The organism is Neobacillus sp. NPDC058068 (assembly GCF_042885335.1).
GTDB lineage: Bacteria > Bacillota > Bacilli > Bacillales > Cytobacillaceae > Neobacillus.
Genome location: NZ_JBHVSI010000010.1, coordinates 81,797 through 101,339 on the forward strand (window position 1 = coordinate 81,797; position 19,543 = coordinate 101,339).

A 19,543-nucleotide genomic window follows, 5' to 3' on the forward strand; every position below is an offset into this window, starting at 1 on the left:
CTATAAATAGGTATAGTTATACGCTACTACTGTTACCCACTAATTGCAATTTTCTCTCCGTTTTTACTTCTTTATCTGCTCCAAAATATACGGGTCTTTTATTTTCTTATCTTCCGCAAGCAGCAGAATCTTTGAAACGATCTCGGCTGTTTTCGGATCTTCGTCCATAAATGGCAAAAATATTCGTCCCCGATGCTGGGAGTGTACAGGTACAATAAAGATGGCCCCAGTGGCTTGCTTATAAACATTCGCACTCCCTAGATGGACACTGTACTCCCCAAGACTTCCCGTAATCAGCGCGAAATTCCCCTCTAACTTGACATTGTCCAGTTTCATCAGTCGAATCGATTCTGCTACAATTGCCTTTCTCAATTCGATTGTTGTTAAGCTTGCTTCAGGGTCTACCCCGCCCACATGAGCAATACTTACAACCAAATCAATGTCTCTCATCGTTTCCGAGAAAATAAGCTTTGGAATACTCCTGACAGCGAGTGGTTTATCCGTTTTTCGATCGAAAAATTCAACCGTCTCCAATGTTGGACACTCGACATCCGATGGTGAGAACCAATCAGCGAGAGCAAAGAGCTTCACGACGATATTATCTTTATAATAAACTTTTTGCAGCCCTTCTTCATAGCTAACCGTCCACATTCGACTTTTTAACAAAGCAACCGTCTTCTTCGGCTGAATTTGCTGACCCGCGTACCTTTTAGATCCCATTACTGCCGCTAATTCATCCTGATTGGCTAGAAACAATTCGCGAAATACCTGCTTAAATGGCTGTTTCATTTTTCGAGTAAATAAATCCCTCTGGAAGCAGCTCCATTGCCCGCTTTCATAAAGATGGATGGGGTGAGCTATGAACAATTCATCATAGGGCTGAATGGTATACCTTTCACCCGTGCCAACTTCCTTTAAAGCCCCCTCGTCAAAATACCCTAAATGGTTTCCAACTTTAAATACCAATGATGTTAGGAGCGGGGCCAGGACTGGGTTTTCTCTCAAGCCGCTGACTTCTTTCAATGTAAAGCCATTTTCAAGCTCCATTGATCGTTCCAGCTCTGCTTTTGCCCGTTTATATTGGTCCCTTAATTCAGCTCTTTTGTCTTTTAAGCGAACAACATATTCATGTTTGCTGTACTTGCCTGGGACTGATTTCAACGGCTTATCATTTTTTACAGCCAAAATTTCACTTCTGCCATTTGCATCAATCACAAGCTGTAAGGTTAGATCATCTATTACTTTTGGCTCAAGATAGGGGATAATCTCTTCCATTTTCTTGGCTTCCATATCCCATTTCAGCCTTGTAACATCCTTGTAGCCTGCATTTCTCGCTAAGTTATCAAGGGCGATCACCACTGTTTTTGCCTCACTTGCCCGGCGCTGCGCTCCAAATTTCTTGCTTTCTTGGAAAAAGCGCTGTAAGAACTCGTACCGTTCAAGAACATCTTCATTATTATTGACAGGAATCAAACTGTAGCATAAAACTTGATCTTTCATCCGTTTTTCTCGAACCAAATTCGCCGTTTTTTCAAGGTCCAATTTCCCCAGCACGGCATCAGCAAAAAGCTGTGATCTGCGGTGATTGGCTCCACCGGAAATATACTTGGCACAATGATAAAGGAGTTGAAATTTTTCTTCGCCCAACTGTTCATATGACTCTTTAAACCACTCAATATCAAACGCGCCATCTTGGAAATCTTGTGGTGAAATCGGCGAATATCTGGCAACATTTGTTTCTTTTTCTGCAGAAAAGGTTTCATTCATATGTGCATGGAAATACCAAGCTGTACTTTGTAAACCTTCCCACTGTAAAAACTCACCTACAAGCTCAAGCCACCGCGGCGCGTACATCGCTGCTTCCAGCAGCCTTTGTTCAGAAATTTTCTTGCCATTTAGTAATCGATTAAGAAGTTCCTTGTCTTCTCCCTCATTTGGCTGGCAAACCTTTAATAATTGGCTGAATATCTCTTTTTTCGTTAATTCTCTTCCATAACTATAGATATAGCCGCGCACAAACGATTCTTTTTCAAGACCAATTAGGATCTTAACAAAATACTCCATGCCGGCAAATCGTTCGATTCCCGATGCTAAGGTGGTTACTTCTGTTGGCAGGTCTCCTCTAGTTAATTCTATTTCTAGGATTCTTTCTACCACCAGATTTTTAAACCGATCCATAAATGGAAACTTTTTTAAAATCTCACTTTTCGGATTGGTTAATTCGGAGATTTGATATCTACTTTGATCACCACGCATCAATAACTCTTGGAAAATAATCTGTTCGTCAATGATATTTCGTTGAAAGGCCTTTATTAAGTCTTCCAGCGCAGAATGGAAGTTCACAAAATCCGTCAGCGAAAATAATTGGTACTGCAGTTTGAAATACACATCAAATCTTTCATCATCATCAGCAAATAATTTCGTCCATTCAAGCCACGGGCCGCAAATAAAATCATACAATTTGAATTCGCTTTTTCGATATTCTTTCGGAATGGCATGGATCATAAAGTTTAAAACCGCACTTACTTTTCCAAAAATCTCCTTTGAATTTTGGCTTTCGAAATAGGCATCGAAAATGGTAATGACCTGTGATCTGTAATCGAAATCGTAAAGATAGCGATTCATTTCTGCAATTTTTTCGATTGGAAAAATTTCTGCTAAAAATCCTTTCCGCCATCCTTCGACTCGCGGGTATTCCATTACCTCCCAAACTTCCATGAACTGATAATAATAACTGTAAATCCTGTCAGAATGGAGATAAAACGCGGCTTGAATAAGCTCATCCGCTGTCAAGTTGTGATTATTAAAATACTCCTGCCACACTTCCGCTAATGGAAGATCATGTATTGTCTCGCTGTCATTGTTAGAATGCGGCCACCTTAAATACTCACCAACATGAACCGTCTCCTTCGAGCCATCAAACCACTCTGCTTCATATTCAACATGACGATGTTCATGAACCAAATTCGCTAAGCCTTGCAAAAATTGTTTAATTGACTCAATTGGGACCGATAAAAATCCGATTAAATCAATTTTCGGGTACTCAAGATGGATGTTTGCCGTTCGATTGGGATCAAATAAGCCAAACCCATTTTTCAAGCTGTATTCTTCCATTTGAAAAAGCTTGTTGATTAAAATTTGCTCTTTGGCAGTGGTGGTTTTCACCTGCTTTATTTTCGTTTTAAAACGATTGAATATCGCGGCGTGCACTGGCTGACCTTTAATTTCTGTTAAGAGCTCGATAGCGCCTGTTTTTTGCAGCTCATGTCTGCTGTTAAGTAACCGTTCAATGGTCGGTTCTAGGTTTTCATTCGGAAGTTTTAGAAGAATTTGAATCGCACTTTGCCGCAGCGCACCTGTTTTTAATGTTAATATTGCCTCTATTTTTTCGATTTCCTCCACGAAAAGCTCGATAGACTTGATTCGCGACAGCGCAGTTTCTCGAATGGTGACGCTTCTATCAGAGAGGCTCGCAAACAAAAATTCTCGTTGAACTTTGTCCGTTATATCTTTAATAAAAAAGGTTAACAGGATTTCTCTTAGCTCAGAGCTCAGCTTGTCTTTGTATTTTATTAATTGAGCGAGCCATTCATGATCCATATCATAGGCGATTAGGAACATCAACTTTCTAGCGATTTCATCCGTGGAGAATATGATCGTAAGACCTTGTATGGCTTTCGATTCGATGGAAATTTCTTTTTTGGGCATTTGAACAAGCATATTCATGAACTGCTCAAAATGTTGGGTACGTATGTGTTTATCCTCTAAGACTGGTACCCGTTCAATCGTCATCGTGCTTTCGTTTTTTTCAGAATAGTAAGACCAGGAAATCTCACCTTCATAATGATAGTTTTGGACTAGGAAATTCTGCAATTCCTGATTGCTTTCGTGTAAATATGGGGAGGACAATGAAAATTTAAGGTTAGTGTTTTGACTTTGTGTCAAAAAGTATTGGGCGGTAATTTTTTGATAAGTCATCCCGTTCTCCATCAGGAATTGGACTGTCTCTCTCACATCCTCTTCTTCCTGAACAGCCGTTGCCCATAAACTGATGTAAAGTTTAGTAAGATTTTCACTATTTAGCCCTTGTAGCCGGATTTCGGGATTGGTAAGACTCACGCTCACATCATCAATCAACTGAATGGCCACTCGCTTATTCGAAGTCTCAAGATTGAGGCCGGTCCAAACATTCAGTGCCCGAAGGACCGAACTATAACGAATGAGATCGTTAGCAGTGATGATTTCTACCATATAAATAGTGGCTTCTAAGACACCTTCGTCCATGCTTTCGACGATGCTCTGCCTAAGACCTTCTTGAAGCCTGGCCGCAATTAATAGGTCACCCAACATTTTATATCCTTCTTGCTGGTGACTTTTAAAAATACCTTTGATCATGAACGAGGTAAGTAAAGCCGTATTGTTGTCACCAAATATTATTTCTTTAAGCGCCTGAAATACCTGTTCATTGTTGCGGTCAAGTTCATAGGCAATAAAATCACTAATAACTGCGTAATAATTGGTTGACTCATCGCGGCTTGTTAGGTAATCTAGGGGCGAAAAATCTTCGAAGTCGAGCTCGATGATATCGATAAGTGCGTTAATAATCCCGTCAATGTGATATTCCATATTTTTCGTCCGGAATGGCCTGCGCTCATAGCCTGTGCTGTATGGATACTCACATTTATGATCAATAATGTATTGAAAGAGTCCTCCGTAGTTAGGTCCTAAAAGGGTTCGCACGATTTCCACAAGTGGTTGAAAAGATTTAGGCACAACAGGATCATTTTGTTCAATTAAAGCCCTTTTGAGTGTTCGTAAATGTTCCTCTTTCTCGAGATAATTACATTCCTTTAATTTTATTATTTGAAGCGCTATATTTTGTTGTGTTTCTGTTAGTTTTGCGGCTGCCTTCGCTTCTAGTTGACTATAATAAATGTGCCTATCCTTTGTTTTCATCGAAATTCCTCCATCACCACATGCGGCCGGCCAACATCGTCAGCTTAATAAAAGTCAGTTGATCCCCAGCTTGTAAGTCCAACGGTTTGTCTAGCTCGGTTTGCTCTTCCTCATTAATAAACACCTTGAATAAACCATCTTCAAATGCTTGAACAGCCGTCAGGGATGCCGTCTTTGGGTCCACCTTTTGATCATTGTATTTCGACCGAAAGCCTACTTTTCCGCCCATCCCCTGCCGTTCGATTTCCTCGTTCGTGAGGAAGTCAACAAGCTGAACCCCCACATCCTTTTCATTAAACTGCTGAACCTGAGTTGTCACTAACTCAATGATAAAATTCCTAAGAGTCGTTGGCGCCCCTTGAATAAAAAACTCCCTTTTCGTAAGAACATCCTTCCGCTTCCCCAAACCCTTCAACGTCACATAAATAATCATACCCATACCTCAAAACATAGATTATATCAATAGTTTACCACTTTAAAACTTGGGTGTCAGGCACCACTCGTGGACAAATGTCCGCGTACCGCGGACACTTGTGGTGCCTGACACCCCAATGACCTTAGAAATTAACAAATGCCTCTTCTGCTTTGAGTGCGTGTTTTATCATTTTGGTACTTTTTAACCATTCGGCGACCTGTTCCCAGGTTTCTTTGTCTTGGTAGCCGAATGGTTTGTCTTTTGCGTCCATCAGCGGGAGCAGGATTTGTAAGCTTTTCGTTTCGATATCCTTTTCCAGTGGTGAGGTTTTCTCTTCATGCCCCATTAATATAGACAAGCCTTCTTCTGGATGATCAACAACAAATTGTTGTCCCTTGGTAATCGCAGCGAGGAATTTTTTAAATACTTCTGGTTTTGCTGTTAACCCTTTTTCACTAGCGACCAAAACCAATTCATAATAATCCGGAACCCCATAGTCTGCGGGATTTAAGGTACGCATCGGGTGGCCCTCTTTGTCCAACAATAATTTCTCATGATTGATAAATCCACCCATCAGGGCATCGGTTTTTTTCGTCGCCATCGCCGGGATTAAGTCCCAGCCGACATCGACCATCTTTACCTTCTTCGCATCCCCGCCATCTGTTTTCATCATCGTTTGAATAATCGCTTCGTCGAGCGGAATCGCTGGGTAGCCAATTGTTTTGCCCGTTAAATCCTTAGGTGAATGGATTGGCCCGTCTGTGGGTACCATCAATTGAATTAATGGATGGCGAACAATTGCTGCAAATGATTGCACCGGAATATCCTCACTACGTGCCACCAGCACCTGTGGCTGATAGCTGATCGCCATATCTATTTTGTCTGCTGCAACAAGTCTAAGGGGATCATTCGTATCAGCCGGCATTTCTATTTCCACATCCAGCCCTTGTTCTTTGAAATAGCCCTTTTCTTTAGCAGCATATAGAAAAGAGTGCACCGCATTTGGATACCAGTCCAGCATCAAACTCACCTTTTGTAAATTATCAGCACTACCAGAGGTTTTCTCTGATGCCCCTTTCCCGCATGCACTTACTATAATTATCAATACACAAATCATAATGAAAAAACATTTTTTCACTGGCGAAGTCATCCTCTCAAGTTGCGAATCTTATTTTTCAATAACTGTTTTTCTATTAAACTAATCAATAAAAATAGCACAATGCCCAGCAATGACAGCAGGAAGATCGCGGCAAACACGGCATCCGCTTGTAAATTCCCTGACATCCGCCTGCTGAAGTAGCCCAAGCCAACACTTGCACCAAGCCATTCACCAATCGTTGCTCCGACAACACAATAAACGGCAGCCATCTTCAACCCAGACAGGATTGCCGGCAAGGCCATCGGCACCTGAATTTTTTTAAAAATCGTCCAGCGATTGGCACCCATTGTCAGCAGTAAGTCACGGTATTCCGTCCCTCCTGACTTCAGCCCATCATATGTACTTACAACGATTGGAAAAATAGAGATTAATATCGTCACAGCGATTTTGCTCCAGATCGAATATCCGAACCACATGATAAAGATCGGCGAAATCGCAATCAGCGGAATCGTTTGTGAAATGACGAGAAACGGGTACAATATTTTCTCTAAGGCACGGGAAAAATGCATCCCCGCACCAAGCAGCAACCCGCATCCAAGTGATATTGCAAAACCAATCAAAACCTCTATTAGGGTCGCGGGCAGATGTTCTTGCAATAGGAGCTGCCGGTTTTCTATAAGTGACCCCCAAATTGCGGAAGGTGACGGTAATATGAATGGCGGCACCAACCCATTCCTGACAACCCACTCCCACCCACTAATTAATAGAAGGGAAACAAGTATAAACAGACCATACTCTCCCAGCCATTTTTTCCAGTTAATTTTCATGGTGAATCAAACGCTCCAGTTCTTGTCTCATCGTGATAGGGTATGTAAGTATTTCGATTGATATTATCGATGGGTTAGACAGGCCATTCCTCTCCCTCGTAAACCATATCCCAGAACATGTATTCAAAGCGGGAGGTCGTCAAGAAATGTTCTTCTAAAATAGTTAACTCCCGTTCTGACTTTCCTTCTGTCAATTGATCTAACAACTCAATAAGCCAAATGGCAAGTGAACCAAATTCGTTTGAGGAATACATTTTAATCCAATTACCATAGAGAGGATGATCACTAGCATTTGGATAGTTTATTAATAGCATTTTGCTAATCTCCCAATAGCTCCACATACAAGGCAGAAGGGCCGAGATTAATTCCTCAAGTGTCCCATTTTGAGCGACATTCAGCATATACCTTGTGTAGGCTAAATTGGTTGGATACGGCTTTGTTTCCTCAAGTTCTTGCCGGGTAATTCCGAATTTAGCAGCATATCCCCGGTGCAACTCCATTTCTCCATGCAATGTTTCATGGAGCAGCTTTGCAAAAACTGCCATCGTGTCGAGGTCTCTTGCTTTAACTGAACCCAATGCAAACAGCTTGGAATAGTCGATTAAAAACACATAATCCTGCTTCATATACCGGATGAATGATTCCACAGGGAGGTCCCCCTTGCCTATTCCGACAACAAAAGGGTGTTGATGAGTTTTCTCCCAAATTTCTTTTACCTTTTCATGTAGTCGCAACGAAAACTTCATGATTACTCCCCCATTTTCTTCATTTAACTTCAATTATTGCCTTTTGCCGGACAGAATTCCTGAAAAATCGTCTTTGTTCTAACGAGCCAACCCGTCTATCGGCGAATTTTGAGGTCCTATCGGCGAATCTGCACATCCAACTATATTTACCGTGTGCTCAGTTTTTAATAGATTGACCTGCCTTAATTAAAACTTTCTTTCTTAAAAAAACCGTTAAGATCACTAACCCCAGCAGGGCTCCAGCGAACGAGCTAAAGATAAATAAGGGGATGAATCCAAAAAGGGTTGCTTCTTTTCCAAGTAAAAGTGTTGCAACAGGGTAACAAAGAATTGCGCCAATAATCCCCGTTCCAATTACTTCCCCAATGAATGCAAAATAGATTTTTCTAGTTTTTAAAAATAGTAGCGATGCCAGCAATGCCCCGACCATACTTCCGGGAAAGGCAAACATAGAACCGGTTCCCATCATATTTCTGAGCAGGGAGACACAAAAGGCTTGAGCGACGGCGTAAAAGGGACCTAATAGCACTGCTGATAAAACGTTCAAAAAATGCTGCATTGGAAATACTTTTGTGAATCCTATCGGAATTGATATCATGGAGCTAGAAATCGTGCCAATCGCAATCATCATTGCCGTAAGCGTCAGTTTATACGTTTTGTTCATAACATTTTTCCTCCCCAACAATATTTCTTAATACACTTGCAGCATCCATTGGTGAATCTGCCTGGCTGATGGCAGTAATCACCGAAACTCCATCTGCTCCCGCTTTGATAACGGAAGCGGCATTTTCACTTGTGATTCCGCCGATACCCACGATTGGAACGGTGTATCCCTCTTTCCTTAATGCTTGAATGAGAGTTGTCCCCCGTGACGGCTTTGCATCCAACTTCGTTTTTGTCGGAAAAACAGGTCCAATCCCGAAATAATCAGCCCCATCCCTTATGGCGATCATCGCCTCTTCATTGTTATGTACAGAAACACCAAGGATCCTGTCGCCAATCTTCTCTCTCACGGTTTTGACCGCCTCATCCTCCTGCCCGATATGAACACCATCTGCCTCAATCTCAAGTGCTAGTTGAATATCATCATTGACAATGAAAGGAATCTGGTGCTGTTTGCAGATTGCCTGGAGTTCTTTGGCAAGTGCGCGCTTTTCAACTCCCGTTAATTCCCCTTCTCCCTTTTCACGGAACTGAAAAAGGGTAATTCCACCTGCGATGGCTTCCATTAATACTTCGACTGGATTTTTCCTGCAGTTCGTAGTGCCCATGATAAAATAAACACTTAATGCCTCACGCAAGTCTTTCATGACCTTGCCAACTCCTTTATGTATTTTCTTTTTCGATAAGCCCAATGGTTAGTGGGTCCATGTCCCTGTCCAATCGTTAGGCCATCTTCAATTGCTGCTTGAATAAAATCCTTTGCTGTTAAAACAGCTTGATATACATTTGAGCCCTTAGCTAATTCAGCGGTTATGACGGCGGAGAAAGTGCATCCTGTTCCATGCGTGTTCTTTGTTTGAATGCGCTTGCTCGTAAAGGTGTAGAACTCGGCGCCATCAAATAATAAATCAGTTGATTCAGATTCATTTTCATCATGACCGCCTTTGATAACGATATTTTTCACACCTATTTCATAAAGTCGTTTGGCTGCTTCCTTCTTATCCTCATATGTCTGAATCGCCATGCCAGTCAGCACTTCCGCCTCAGGAATATTCGGAGTCACCACTTTAGCCAGCGGCAATAAATTCTTTTTCATTGAAAAAATAGCTTCCTGCTGGAGCAAGGAGGCGCCGCCTTTTGCAATCATCACAGGGTCAACCACTACATTCTCCCATTGATATTTTTTGAGATGTTCCGAAACGGCCTCGATGATTTCTGCGCTAAAAAGCATTCCTGTTTTCACGGCGTCCATACCGATATCCTCCCCAATGGCCTCAATCTGTTTGGCAACTGCCTCAACCGTCATCGGATAAACCGCATGAACTCCCAAAGTATTTTGAGCTGTAATTGCAGTTAAAGCCGACATGCCGTAAACCTCTAACTCTTGGAATGTCTTCAAATCAGCCTGAATCCCCGCACCGCCGCCGCTATCAGAACCTGCAATTGTTAATGCCTTTTTCATCTTACATTCCTCCGGTTATTTTTTTAAAAGAAGCATATAATTTTATCTCTTCAGTCGAAACCGATGACAATTGATTTAAAAATTCGATTTGGAAGCTGCCCGGCCCCATTTCCGCGGTTTTATGGGCTGCCTGTTCCGCTGCAATGCCATAGTATGCTAGGGCGGCTACAGAGGCCGTGAGCAGATCCTTTTCCACTCCCGCAAAAGCTCCAATCACGGAGGTTAGGAGGCAGCCGGTGCCTGTTACTTTTGTCAAAATCGGGTGTCCGTTGGCAACTAGATAGGTGGTTTCTCCGTCTGACACAACATCCTCCTTTCCAGTAACGACAACGACACAATTTAATTTTTTGGCAGCAGTGATGGTGAGATCCAGAATGTTTCCTTTTGTATCCCCTGCATCAACGCCTTTAATTTCCCAATTCTCCCCAATGACATTGGCGATTTCGGCGGCATTCCCTCTAATCACTGAAACCTTGACTTCGTTCATGATTCTTTGTGCAGTTTCCGTTCGGTACCGGGTAGCACCCGCGCCAACCGGATCAAAAATTACGGGAATATCGTGCTCATTGGCGGCTTTTCCAGCCAAAATCATTGCCTCCACCGTCTGTGAATTTAACGTCCCGATATTCAAAACTAGTGAACTAGCAATCTGTGCCATGTCTGCTGCCTCTTCGACGGCATTGGCCATGACGGGTGACGCACCGAGGGTAAGAAGCCCATTTGCCGTAAAATTTGTGACGACGACATTGGTGATGTTATGGACAAGTGGATTTACCTCCCTTACTTTTTGTAAAGTCTCGGATAATTTAATTTTTTCCATTTTACTCTCTCCCTTTTTTTAAAAATAAAAAAACCAGATCCCCCAAAAAGGACCTGGTTAGTAAGCATGTGAATAAAATAACTTTATTTCACTTAACTACTTTCCTACGCTGGTATTACCCAGATCAGGTCCAAAGGGTTAAAAACATAACGTTTTCTCTCAGCCTGAATTCAGGGCACCCCTAGTAGATACATCACATATTAAATTATGTTCATAGTAACGCTAACTCCCATAGTTGTAAAGAAAATTGTTCCAGTTTAAATGGTAATCTCATTTTCCTAACAGTTTTATGCTCATTCCTTAAAATTTGTTTATTTCTTAAATTCGCACATAGAATCACTATATTCGCCCGGTGGAACGTCGAATTCGCCCATGGAATTTAGCTTTAAGAATCTCATTCGTCGAATATCCATTCCCTATTTTAGCTTTTCGCTAATTCCATAAGCTCTTTTAGTTCATTTGTAAATCCCTTTACCGCGCGATGAGCGACCACGGTGACTGGGACACCCATAAAGCCGAGGTTCTCCACTTCCTTTTGATATTGAGAATTGGCTGACACGTTTCTAGTTTCAAACGAAATCCCTTCCTGTGTCAGGACTTTTTTGACCATATCACATTCAATGCAGTCGTTTGTCGTATAGACGATGACCTGTTTTTTCATTAATCATTTTCCCCTCTTTCTAGGTTTTTCACAGGTTATCTATGAAAATGGGAAAGCCGCCCCTGAACTCGATAATTGTCAGTTCTTGCGCTTTCCCAAGCAATAATTACATTATAAACGATGAACGATAAAATACTATATTAGCAGTGCAAAAGAAACAAAGCACATTAAAATTACGAGGATCACTGAAGAAATTACAAAAAAAACCAAAATGTCCACCTGGGGTGGACATTTGCCGAAAGTGTCTTTTTGTGGTGCCTGACACCCTCTTTGAAACCCCTTTATATTTTGGAAAAAAAAAATCAAGAATTTCAATTCCAGACCTAGTTGTGTCTTGGTGTTCTAACTGTTTGCATGGATGGGGTTGTATATTTTTTTGATAAATTTATGAACTAGTTCGGGCAGTATTTTTTTTCGTCTTGTCACTAGCGCCGTGACCATCGCCTTTTTTTCATCCTTTGACACATTCCAGTCATCAGGGATGATTTCAACGATTTCCTCTATTAATAGAATTGGAATGGTTTGAATGACTTCCAATTGTTCGAAAAATAGTTCTTCTTCCTCGATAAAGGATGCCATTATTTGATGGGTTGCACTTTTGAGCAATTCAACGGGAAGATGATCGAGCTCATCCAGAAGCCAGCTGTATGATCCGAAAATTTCCGCCTGATCAATCATCCATAATTGGTAGGAATTCGCGGTTTCTTCACGCAAAAGAATGTTTTTCCGCGTGCGGTCCCGGTTACAAAGCCAATAATCTAAAAGAATAATTCCTGCTAATGGCTGATGATTAATAATCTGCGAAATATTGGAAACCTGATGACCATCCAAACAATTGGGAATATACAACGAAGCAAATTGGTGCTGAGAAAGGCTCATCTCTCTGAGCTCGGGCACCTGTGCTAAGAATTCTGGAGGAATTTCGATAATTTTTGCAAAGGGAATCGGCAGTCCAAGATATCTTCCTAAGCAATATCCGACCCATTCATTTGCTAATGATTTTTCAAAACCCGGTTGAAAATATTTTACGACATAGTCTTTTCCATCACTAAAAGTGATTAAATGAGCATTCGATTTTCCTTCTAGTTTCCTTAGGTAAGCAATGGGTTCGGTCATTGTGGATCCACCTCACCATTGCGATTCGTTTCAGTTGGAACCCATTTTTGTAATAAATGAATATATTGTTCCGCGACCAACTGAATCGCGAACAAATCTTCCACCCTTTGAATCGCGGCCTGTGACATATGTTGATGCACTTCCGATTCGTCGATAATTCCATAAATTTGATTAACAGCATCCTCTACGTTTTGGCCACGATAAAGCAGTCCGGTTTCCCCATTTACAACGAGTTCATTGATTGGCATAATATTGGAGGCAACTACAGGCACGCCGCATACCATTGATTCGATAAAGGTATTGCCGAATGATTCTGCTTTAGTAGTGGCGAGTGTACAGCCGCCAGATTGACGGATTTTTGCATAAACATGAGGCATTTGCTGATAGGGAATGACAGGAAACCACTTGATAATTTCGGTGAGTTCCTCCTCTTGCCATACAGCAGCGAATTCTTCACGCTGCACACTTTGCGCTCCGCCAATAACCCAAATTTCGATATCATCACGTTCACTGTTTATCTTTTTAGCGACCTCAATCAACATTGGCCAATTTTTCCGCTTGTCCAGCCTGCCAATCCAGCCAATGATTTTTTTACCGGTCGGAAGTGTGGGAGCGCTGTCGTAATCAATTTCCTCATCCGATAATGCTCGAAAAAAAGACGTATCAACGCCATTATGGATAACGTGAATAGGAATATCCTCTGTAAGAATGGAAACCAAACGCCTTTGATATTGTGAAGGAACGATAATTAGTTCCGGCAGAATTCCTTTGAAGGTTTTTAAATGGGGCTGGAGCTTGATCAGCTCAGGTGTGCGAGCTTCAATAAAAACAGGACCTATAAATTTGGCCTTTCGGATCCATTTATAGGCGGCGCCCGTGTCGACGACAATGATTGCATCATAAGCATTGTCCTTGATAATCTTAATAATCTTTCGTTCATCTTTTGTTAAATATACGTTGGCAACATCCTGCATAATATGGAGCCCGCCGTGGTCGGTCGTATAGAGAAACTCAGTTTCAATTCCCTGCTTTTTAAAATAAATCGAACGATTTCGCCATCCGGCATTGACACCGCCAACAGTGAGCAGCCGCCAAATTACAAGTACTTTCATTTTGTCAGCTCCTTGTATGATTGGGTCCCCTCCTCATTGTGTGTGGCTTTTGTGTTCGCCTGTCTCCTTAATAGTGGTCGAATTCACCATGCCCTGTCGGTAATTTATTAATGGTGCCGGCTTTTGCGTTTGCCACTTGAACGTTCACGGTGTCTTTCTCCTTCATACCGTTTCCCCCCATGGTGATGTTTATCATGCGGGCGCCGGTTTTCCCCTTCAAATCGTTTTTCTCCTTTATGTCCTTTTTCCCTTTCACGATCCCTGTCTCGATTCCTGTCTCGATCCCTAACTCGTTCCCTGTCTCGCCCCCTGTCTCGATCCCTGTCTCGATACCTGCCGCGGGATATTCCCTGCTCAAGTGAATCCCAATATTGATCGATTTTTTCCATTACAGCTACAGGGTCCTTTCCGCGAGCAAGCATCGTTTTGACCCATTCTTCCTTGAACACCTTTTGAACTAAGCCTTGTAATTGATAAACGTATTTTTGCTCATCCTCGGTTGTTAACAACATTTTACTGAGATTTTTCAATGTCTCTTTGTTAGGTTTTTCCGGTAGCAGTGTTTGGTAAATTTGATGGGATATCTCTTCCAGCCGGATGTAGTGCAGCCATTCCTCGTATAAGTCTGGCGCCATTTCTTGGACATGTGTTAAAAATAATGCTTTATTTTCATCCCCTAACGAATTTAATAATTTCCTTGGATATGGATATACTCGGTCACGCCAAACCGTTCTGGCCACATCAATTACTTTTAGGCTGCCATTTTCTTGTACGTAAATTTGCCGCTTATGATGATCAATCCGTTCAAAACCGATTTCTTTAAATGTGATTAACATCTCAATTAGTTTGGAAGAAAGTGCCGGCGTTAGTGGCTGGGATTGCAGGTATTCACGCACATCGACCCCTCTAATAATATCCATCGCAATATAGAGCGGACCCTTTGCATGTATTTTGGGAAATATCTCTGCCTTCTGTCCTAGCGATAAGGCATAGTGTTCCCGGTCACAATCTTCAGTGTTACCAAACACTTTCACGCAAATATCTTCAGAAACTTGAAATACCGCTCCTTGACGCCCTTTTCCAAGCATTATTAAAGGTGACTTATTCACAACTTCAACGTCCGAGTTTACCGCATTTATAACTTGGATATCTTTAATCCATTCTTTTAGTTGCTTAGTATCCATAATAACCTCCTTAAAATCTTATAAAAATTAGCAAACAATCGTTATCCAATTGTTGATCGTAAGCCAATTTACTAATTTCCATCTTTTGACCTGACCCAGACGCTTGTCTGATAAAAACCTATTATTTTTAAACAATAGGAGTCTTGTCTCTTTTTATATTTAATTCATGGATGTAAGAAAATGTATAGGCAAGCGGCTAAAATACAAAAAAACTATATGATGCATCTTTACTGCGCTCCGTCCCCTTAACCATAAAAAAACCACCGATCGAGAAATTCGAACGGTGGTTGCTATTTTAAAAGGGATTTAGACTGTCTATCACATATGGTGCCTGACACCACTCGTTAGCGCAACATTCCACCTGTTAAAAAGGTTAAAAATACGTGGGTGCCGAGTTTGACGGTTGGTTGGGCTTGTGTGTCTTTGAGCGGGTCGAGGCAGACGATGTCCATGGCGTTGACTTTTGGATGTCTGGCGGCTGCCAGCACTCCTTCGAGCAGTTCAGATGTTGTCATGCCCCCAGGCGTTGAGGCCGGTACCCCTGGGGCATATGCGATATCAAGGACATCCATATCCACTGTTAAATAAATCGTATCCACTTTTACCTCGAGCGCCGCTAAACATTGACGGACTGTTTCTTCGAGGCCTTTTTTCCTTGCATTTCGAAGAGTAATATAATTGACGCCCTGTTCATCGGCGTACTGCTTTAAATCCTTCGTGTTAAAAAAACCATGCAGACCGATATTGTACATATCGGAGCCTTTGACCACACCACTTTCAATCAAATTGCGCATCGGTGTGCCGTTCGAAGGGCCATTATCTGACATATCCCGTAAATCAAAATGGGTATCAAACTGGAGAATGCCGATTTTTTCAGCAGGCTTCGTTTGATGCAAGCCCTTAACCATCATCGCCGTAATCGAATGATCGCCGCCAATCGCACACACCTTAGCGCTTTCAAAATGCTGATGGAGAGCCGCCGATGCTTCAATGATATTCTCATGACAGCGCCGGATATCTGTGACGTGCATGGGAACATCGCCCGCGTCCACCGCAATCCTCTCCGCCAAATCCACGTCTTCATCCAGATTATAGGTTGTAAAACCCTTCCACGCACGGCGGAAGGCATCAGGGAACTCTGATGCCCCCGAGGCGCTAATCGATGAACGGGAAAGCGGGACGCCGACAACGACAAAATCAACATTGTTTTTCTCTGGAACTGAGCCAGCCGTCAAGGGCTGAATCCATTCGTGAACCTTGGAAACAACAGCCCCCTTTTCCGGTCTCACCCATGTAAAGCTCGGTGGATTTAGTTTAGGATAGAAAAAGCTTTTCAACTAGCTGACCCCCTCTAACAACCACCTGACCATTTTTCACCACGGTATCCGTATGATTGGCGCCATACGAGTATTGAAGTTTCATATAATTCTCAACGTTAAAAATCGTCACGTCGCCTTTTTTGCCGGCTTCCAAACTGCCAATCTCGCCGCCCCGGTTAATCGCATGCGCCGCATTAATCGTCGTCGCCGTGATGACTTCTGCAGGTGTCATCCCCATTTTTAAACAGCCAAGATTCATAATAAATGGCAACGATACAGTCGGTGATGAGCCGGGGTTACAATCGGTGGACAATGCCACTGGCACCCCTAAATCAACCATTTTCCGGCCATTCGCTGACTCTGCCATTAAAAAGTAAGCCGTTCCCGGGAGCAGGACACCGACAACACCCTTCTCAGCCATTGCCTTCATGCCTTTTTCCGATGCCTTTAATAAATGGTCTGCCGAAACCGCACCAACTTCAGCGGCAAGTTCTGCCCCTTCATATGGCTCAATTTCATCGGCATGGATTTTCGCCAGCAGCCCGTGGCGCTTTCCTGCCTCCAGAATTTTCCGAGATTGTTCCGGGGTAAATACACCATGCTCACAGAAGACATCGTTAAATTCCGCAAGCCCAAGTTCGGCCACCTTCGGAATCATTTCCTCAATCAGGAGCCGCACAAATTCATCCGGCTGGTCCTTATATTCCTTCGGGACCGCATGAGCCCCCATAAAGGTTGGAACAATATCGACCACATGCTTTTCATTCAACTGCTTCGCCACTTCCAGCTGTTTTAACTCGGTCTCCCATTCCATTCCATAACCGCTTTTTGCTTCAACCGTCGTTACACCATGGCGCAAGAATTGATTCAATCGTTCGTAGCTTTCTTGAAAAAGTTCTTCATGCGTCGCCGCCTGCGTCCGTCTTGTCGTCGCATAGATTCCGCCGCCGGCATTCATAATCTCCATGTAGGTGGCACCCTGCAGGCGCATGTTAAACTCATTTTCCCTGCTCCCGGCAAAAACAAGATGGGTATGCGGGTCAACAAGCCCTGGTGTCACAAGCTTTCCGCTCGCATCCACTACCTCCGCTTCGGCCAAACGTGCTTCATACTTTGCAAGCAGTTCTTCATCCGTACCAACCGCCTGAATGACGCCGTCCTCAATCCAGACACTGCCGTTTTCAATGATGCCAAGCTCAGACATCTCTGCTTTCACACGGGGACCATGGGAACTCCCCTGTAAAGTGACAAGCTGATTCGCGTTTCTAATAAAAATGGCTTTAGTCAATTCCAACATCCTCTCAGTCTATTAGTCTTGTTGCAGCATTGGCATCTTGATGCCCTTTTCTTTAGCCGTTTTAATCGCCAGCTCATAGCCCGCATCCGCATGGCGGACAACCCCCATGCCAGGGTCAGTGGTTAAAACCCGCTCAAGGCGAACCTCCGCATCCTTCGATCCATCGGCCACAATAACCATTCCGGAGTGCTGCGAATAACCCATGCCGACACCGCCGCCATGGTGCAGAGACACCCAGCTTGCGCCTCCAACTGCATTGATCATCGCATTCAAAATCGGCCAGTCAGAAACCGCATCACTGCCGTCTCTCATTGCTTCAGTTTCCCGGTTTGGCGAGGCAACCGAACCTGCATCCAGGTGGTCGCGGCCAATAACGATTGGAGCAGAAACCTCACCAGAAGCAACCATGTCATTGATCACTTTTCCAAAACGGGCCCGGTCGCCGTAGCCAAGCCAGCAAATCCGCGCCGGCAGCCCTTGGAAGCTGATTTTTTCCTGGGCCATTTTCACCCACTTACACAGATGCTCATCCTCATTGAACTCGCGTAGCAATGCTTCGTCAATCTTGCGAATATCTTCAGGATCACCAGAAAGTGCAGCCCAGCGGAATGGCCCTTTTCCTTCACAGAATAACGGGCGGATATAGGCGGGAACAAAGCCTGGGAAGTCAAATGCGTTTTCCACACCTTCATCCTTCGCCACTTGCCTGATATTGTTACCGTAATCAAATGTGACCGCTCCCTTTTCCTGCATTTTCAACATCGCCTGCACATGTACAGCCATACTTTGCTTCGCGAGCTTCACAAACCTGACCGGGTCCGCCTTACGCATTGCTGCTGCTTTTTCTAATGTAAAGCCAATCGGCAGATAGCCATTTAATGGATCGTGTGCGGAGGTTTGATCCGTTAACACATCTGGAGTAAAGCCTTTTTCAATCATTATTGGTAATATTTCAGCTGCATTTCCTAATAAACCAATCGATAACGGCTTTCCGGCCGCCTTCGCCTCCTGAGCCATTTTTAAAGCTTCATCAAGGTCAGTTGTTTTCACATCGAGGTAAGCGGTTTCAATTCGACGGTCAATTCTTGTCTCATCGACATCAATCGCTAAACAAACCCCATCGTTCATCGTGACCGCTAAAGGCTGCGCACCTCCCATGCCGCCAAGACCTGCTGTAAGAGTAATCGTGTGTTTTAAGGTTCCGCCATACGCTTGACGGGCAAGCTCGGCAAACGTTTCATACGTTCCTTGGACTATCCCCTGGCTGCCGATATAAATCCAGCTTCCTGCGGTCATTTGTCCGTACATCATCAATCCCTTTTTATCAAGCTCATGGAAATGCTCCCAATTCGCCCAAGCCGGTACGAGGTTGGAGTTGGCCAGTAACACACGCGGTGCATCCTTGTGGGATTTCCAAACAGCCACTGGTTTACCAGATTGAATTAACAAGGTCTCGTCGTTTTCCAATTCAAGCAGCGTTTTCACAATCGCATCATATGACGCCCAGTTCCGTGCTGCCTTGCCAATCCCGCCGTAAACGACTAAATCCTCTGGTCTTTCGGCAACCTCCTGGTCGAGATTGTTCATCAGCATCCTTAGTGCGGCCTCTTGAATCCAACCCTTTGCGTGTAATTCAGTCCCTTGATAATTTTTAATCACACGTGGTTTTGCCGTATTTGTTTCCATTATCGCCACTCCCTTTTTAACTTTATTTATCTATATTATAAAAATTAAATCTTCTGAAAAAAACAGCTGAAAACTTAGATAAACGGTAGAATTTTTAGCTATAGATAGATAATATAGGCCTGCTATCATAATTAAATGATAATAATTTTAGTAATAAGCATTATTTTTATAAAAAAGAGA

Annotated in this window: 16 protein-coding genes and 1 riboswitch; all 16 genes read right to left on the bottom strand. The window is 43.1% G+C overall.

Going from position 1 to position 19,543, the window contains the following annotated elements; all coding sequences use genetic code 11:
• Nucleotides 1–63: 63 nt before the first annotated feature.
• The 16 genes from ACFVSW_RS13210 to hutU all read right to left on the bottom strand — a co-directional run bounded on the left by ACFVSW_RS13210 (nucleotide 64) and on the right by hutU (nucleotide 19,363).
• A complete protein-coding gene (locus tag ACFVSW_RS13210; protein WP_387316644.1) occupies nucleotides 64–4,956 on the bottom strand; it encodes a DUF4132 domain-containing protein in 4,893 nt (1,630 codons plus the stop codon).
• A 13-nt stretch (nucleotides 4,957–4,969) separates the two neighbouring features.
• Nucleotides 4,970–5,389 (bottom strand): hypothetical protein, encoded by a 420-nt coding sequence (locus tag ACFVSW_RS13215; RefSeq protein WP_387316647.1) that lies wholly within the window; start codon nucleotides 5,387–5,389, stop codon nucleotides 4,970–4,972.
• Nucleotides 5,390–5,513: 124 nt separating this feature from the next.
• Nucleotides 5,514–6,509 carry an ABC transporter substrate-binding protein gene (locus ACFVSW_RS13220; protein ID WP_387316650.1) on the bottom strand — a complete coding sequence of 332 codons (996 nt, stop codon included), beginning with the start codon at nucleotides 6,507–6,509 and terminating at the stop codon, nucleotides 5,514–5,516.
• Between the two features lie 8 nt (nucleotides 6,510–6,517).
• Entirely contained in the window at nucleotides 6,518–7,297 is a 780-nt protein-coding gene (locus ACFVSW_RS13225; RefSeq protein WP_387316652.1) for an ABC transporter permease, read from the bottom strand.
• A gap of 74 nt (nucleotides 7,298–7,371) precedes the next feature.
• On the bottom strand, nucleotides 7,372–8,043 hold the full coding sequence (tenA, locus tag ACFVSW_RS13230) for a thiaminase II (RefSeq protein WP_387316655.1): 672 nt from the start codon (nucleotides 8,041–8,043) through the stop codon (nucleotides 7,372–7,374).
• A gap of 157 nt (nucleotides 8,044–8,200) precedes the next feature.
• Nucleotides 8,201–8,707, bottom strand: a complete 507-nt coding sequence (gene thiW, locus ACFVSW_RS13235) for an energy coupling factor transporter S component ThiW (RefSeq protein ID WP_387316658.1) — start codon at nucleotides 8,705–8,707, stop codon at nucleotides 8,201–8,203.
• Complete coding sequence (thiE, locus tag ACFVSW_RS13240) at nucleotides 8,691–9,353, bottom strand: thiamine phosphate synthase (RefSeq protein WP_387316661.1); 663 nt, start codon at nucleotides 9,351–9,353, stop codon at nucleotides 8,691–8,693. Before thiE ends, thiW begins: the two co-directional genes overlap by 17 nt.
• Complete coding sequence (gene thiD / locus ACFVSW_RS13245) at nucleotides 9,350–10,168, bottom strand: bifunctional hydroxymethylpyrimidine kinase/phosphomethylpyrimidine kinase (protein WP_387316664.1); 819 nt, start codon at nucleotides 10,166–10,168, stop codon at nucleotides 9,350–9,352. Before thiD ends, thiE begins: the two co-directional genes overlap by 4 nt.
• 1 nt (nucleotide 10,169) lies before the next feature.
• Nucleotides 10,170–10,988: a hydroxyethylthiazole kinase gene (gene thiM / locus ACFVSW_RS13250; RefSeq protein ID WP_387316667.1), complete on the bottom strand. Its 819-nt coding sequence runs from the start codon at nucleotides 10,986–10,988 to the stop codon at nucleotides 10,170–10,172.
• Nucleotides 10,989–11,072: 84 nt separating this feature from the next.
• Nucleotides 11,073–11,181: riboswitch (TPP riboswitch) on the bottom strand.
• 228 nt (nucleotides 11,182–11,409) lie between these two features.
• Nucleotides 11,410–11,649 carry a glutaredoxin family protein gene (locus ACFVSW_RS13255; RefSeq protein ID WP_387316669.1) on the bottom strand — a complete coding sequence of 80 codons (240 nt, stop codon included), beginning with the start codon at nucleotides 11,647–11,649 and terminating at the stop codon, nucleotides 11,410–11,412.
• A 342-nt stretch (nucleotides 11,650–11,991) separates the two neighbouring features.
• Entirely contained in the window at nucleotides 11,992–12,765 is a 774-nt protein-coding gene (locus ACFVSW_RS13260; protein WP_387316671.1) for a HipA family kinase, read from the bottom strand.
• On the bottom strand, nucleotides 12,762–13,877 hold the full coding sequence (locus ACFVSW_RS13265) for a glycosyltransferase family 4 protein (protein WP_387316673.1): 1,116 nt from the start codon (nucleotides 13,875–13,877) through the stop codon (nucleotides 12,762–12,764). Before ACFVSW_RS13265 ends, ACFVSW_RS13260 begins: the two co-directional genes overlap by 4 nt.
• 107 nt (nucleotides 13,878–13,984) lie before the next feature.
• Nucleotides 13,985–15,061 carry a hypothetical protein gene (locus ACFVSW_RS13270; protein WP_387316675.1) on the bottom strand — a complete coding sequence of 359 codons (1,077 nt, stop codon included), beginning with the start codon at nucleotides 15,059–15,061 and terminating at the stop codon, nucleotides 13,985–13,987.
• 344 nt (nucleotides 15,062–15,405) lie between these two features.
• On the bottom strand, nucleotides 15,406–16,398 hold the full coding sequence (locus ACFVSW_RS13275) for an agmatinase family protein (protein WP_387316677.1): 993 nt from the start codon (nucleotides 16,396–16,398) through the stop codon (nucleotides 15,406–15,408).
• On the bottom strand, nucleotides 16,376–17,668 hold the full coding sequence (gene hutI / locus ACFVSW_RS13280; protein ID WP_387316679.1) for an imidazolonepropionase: 1,293 nt from the start codon (nucleotides 17,666–17,668) through the stop codon (nucleotides 16,376–16,378). The genes ACFVSW_RS13275 and hutI overlap by 23 nt, the downstream gene beginning before the upstream one ends.
• 21 nt (nucleotides 17,669–17,689) lie before the next feature.
• Nucleotides 17,690–19,363, bottom strand: a complete 1,674-nt coding sequence (gene hutU, locus ACFVSW_RS13285) for a urocanate hydratase (protein ID WP_387316681.1) — start codon at nucleotides 19,361–19,363, stop codon at nucleotides 17,690–17,692.
• Nucleotides 19,364–19,543: the final 180 nt, after the last annotated feature.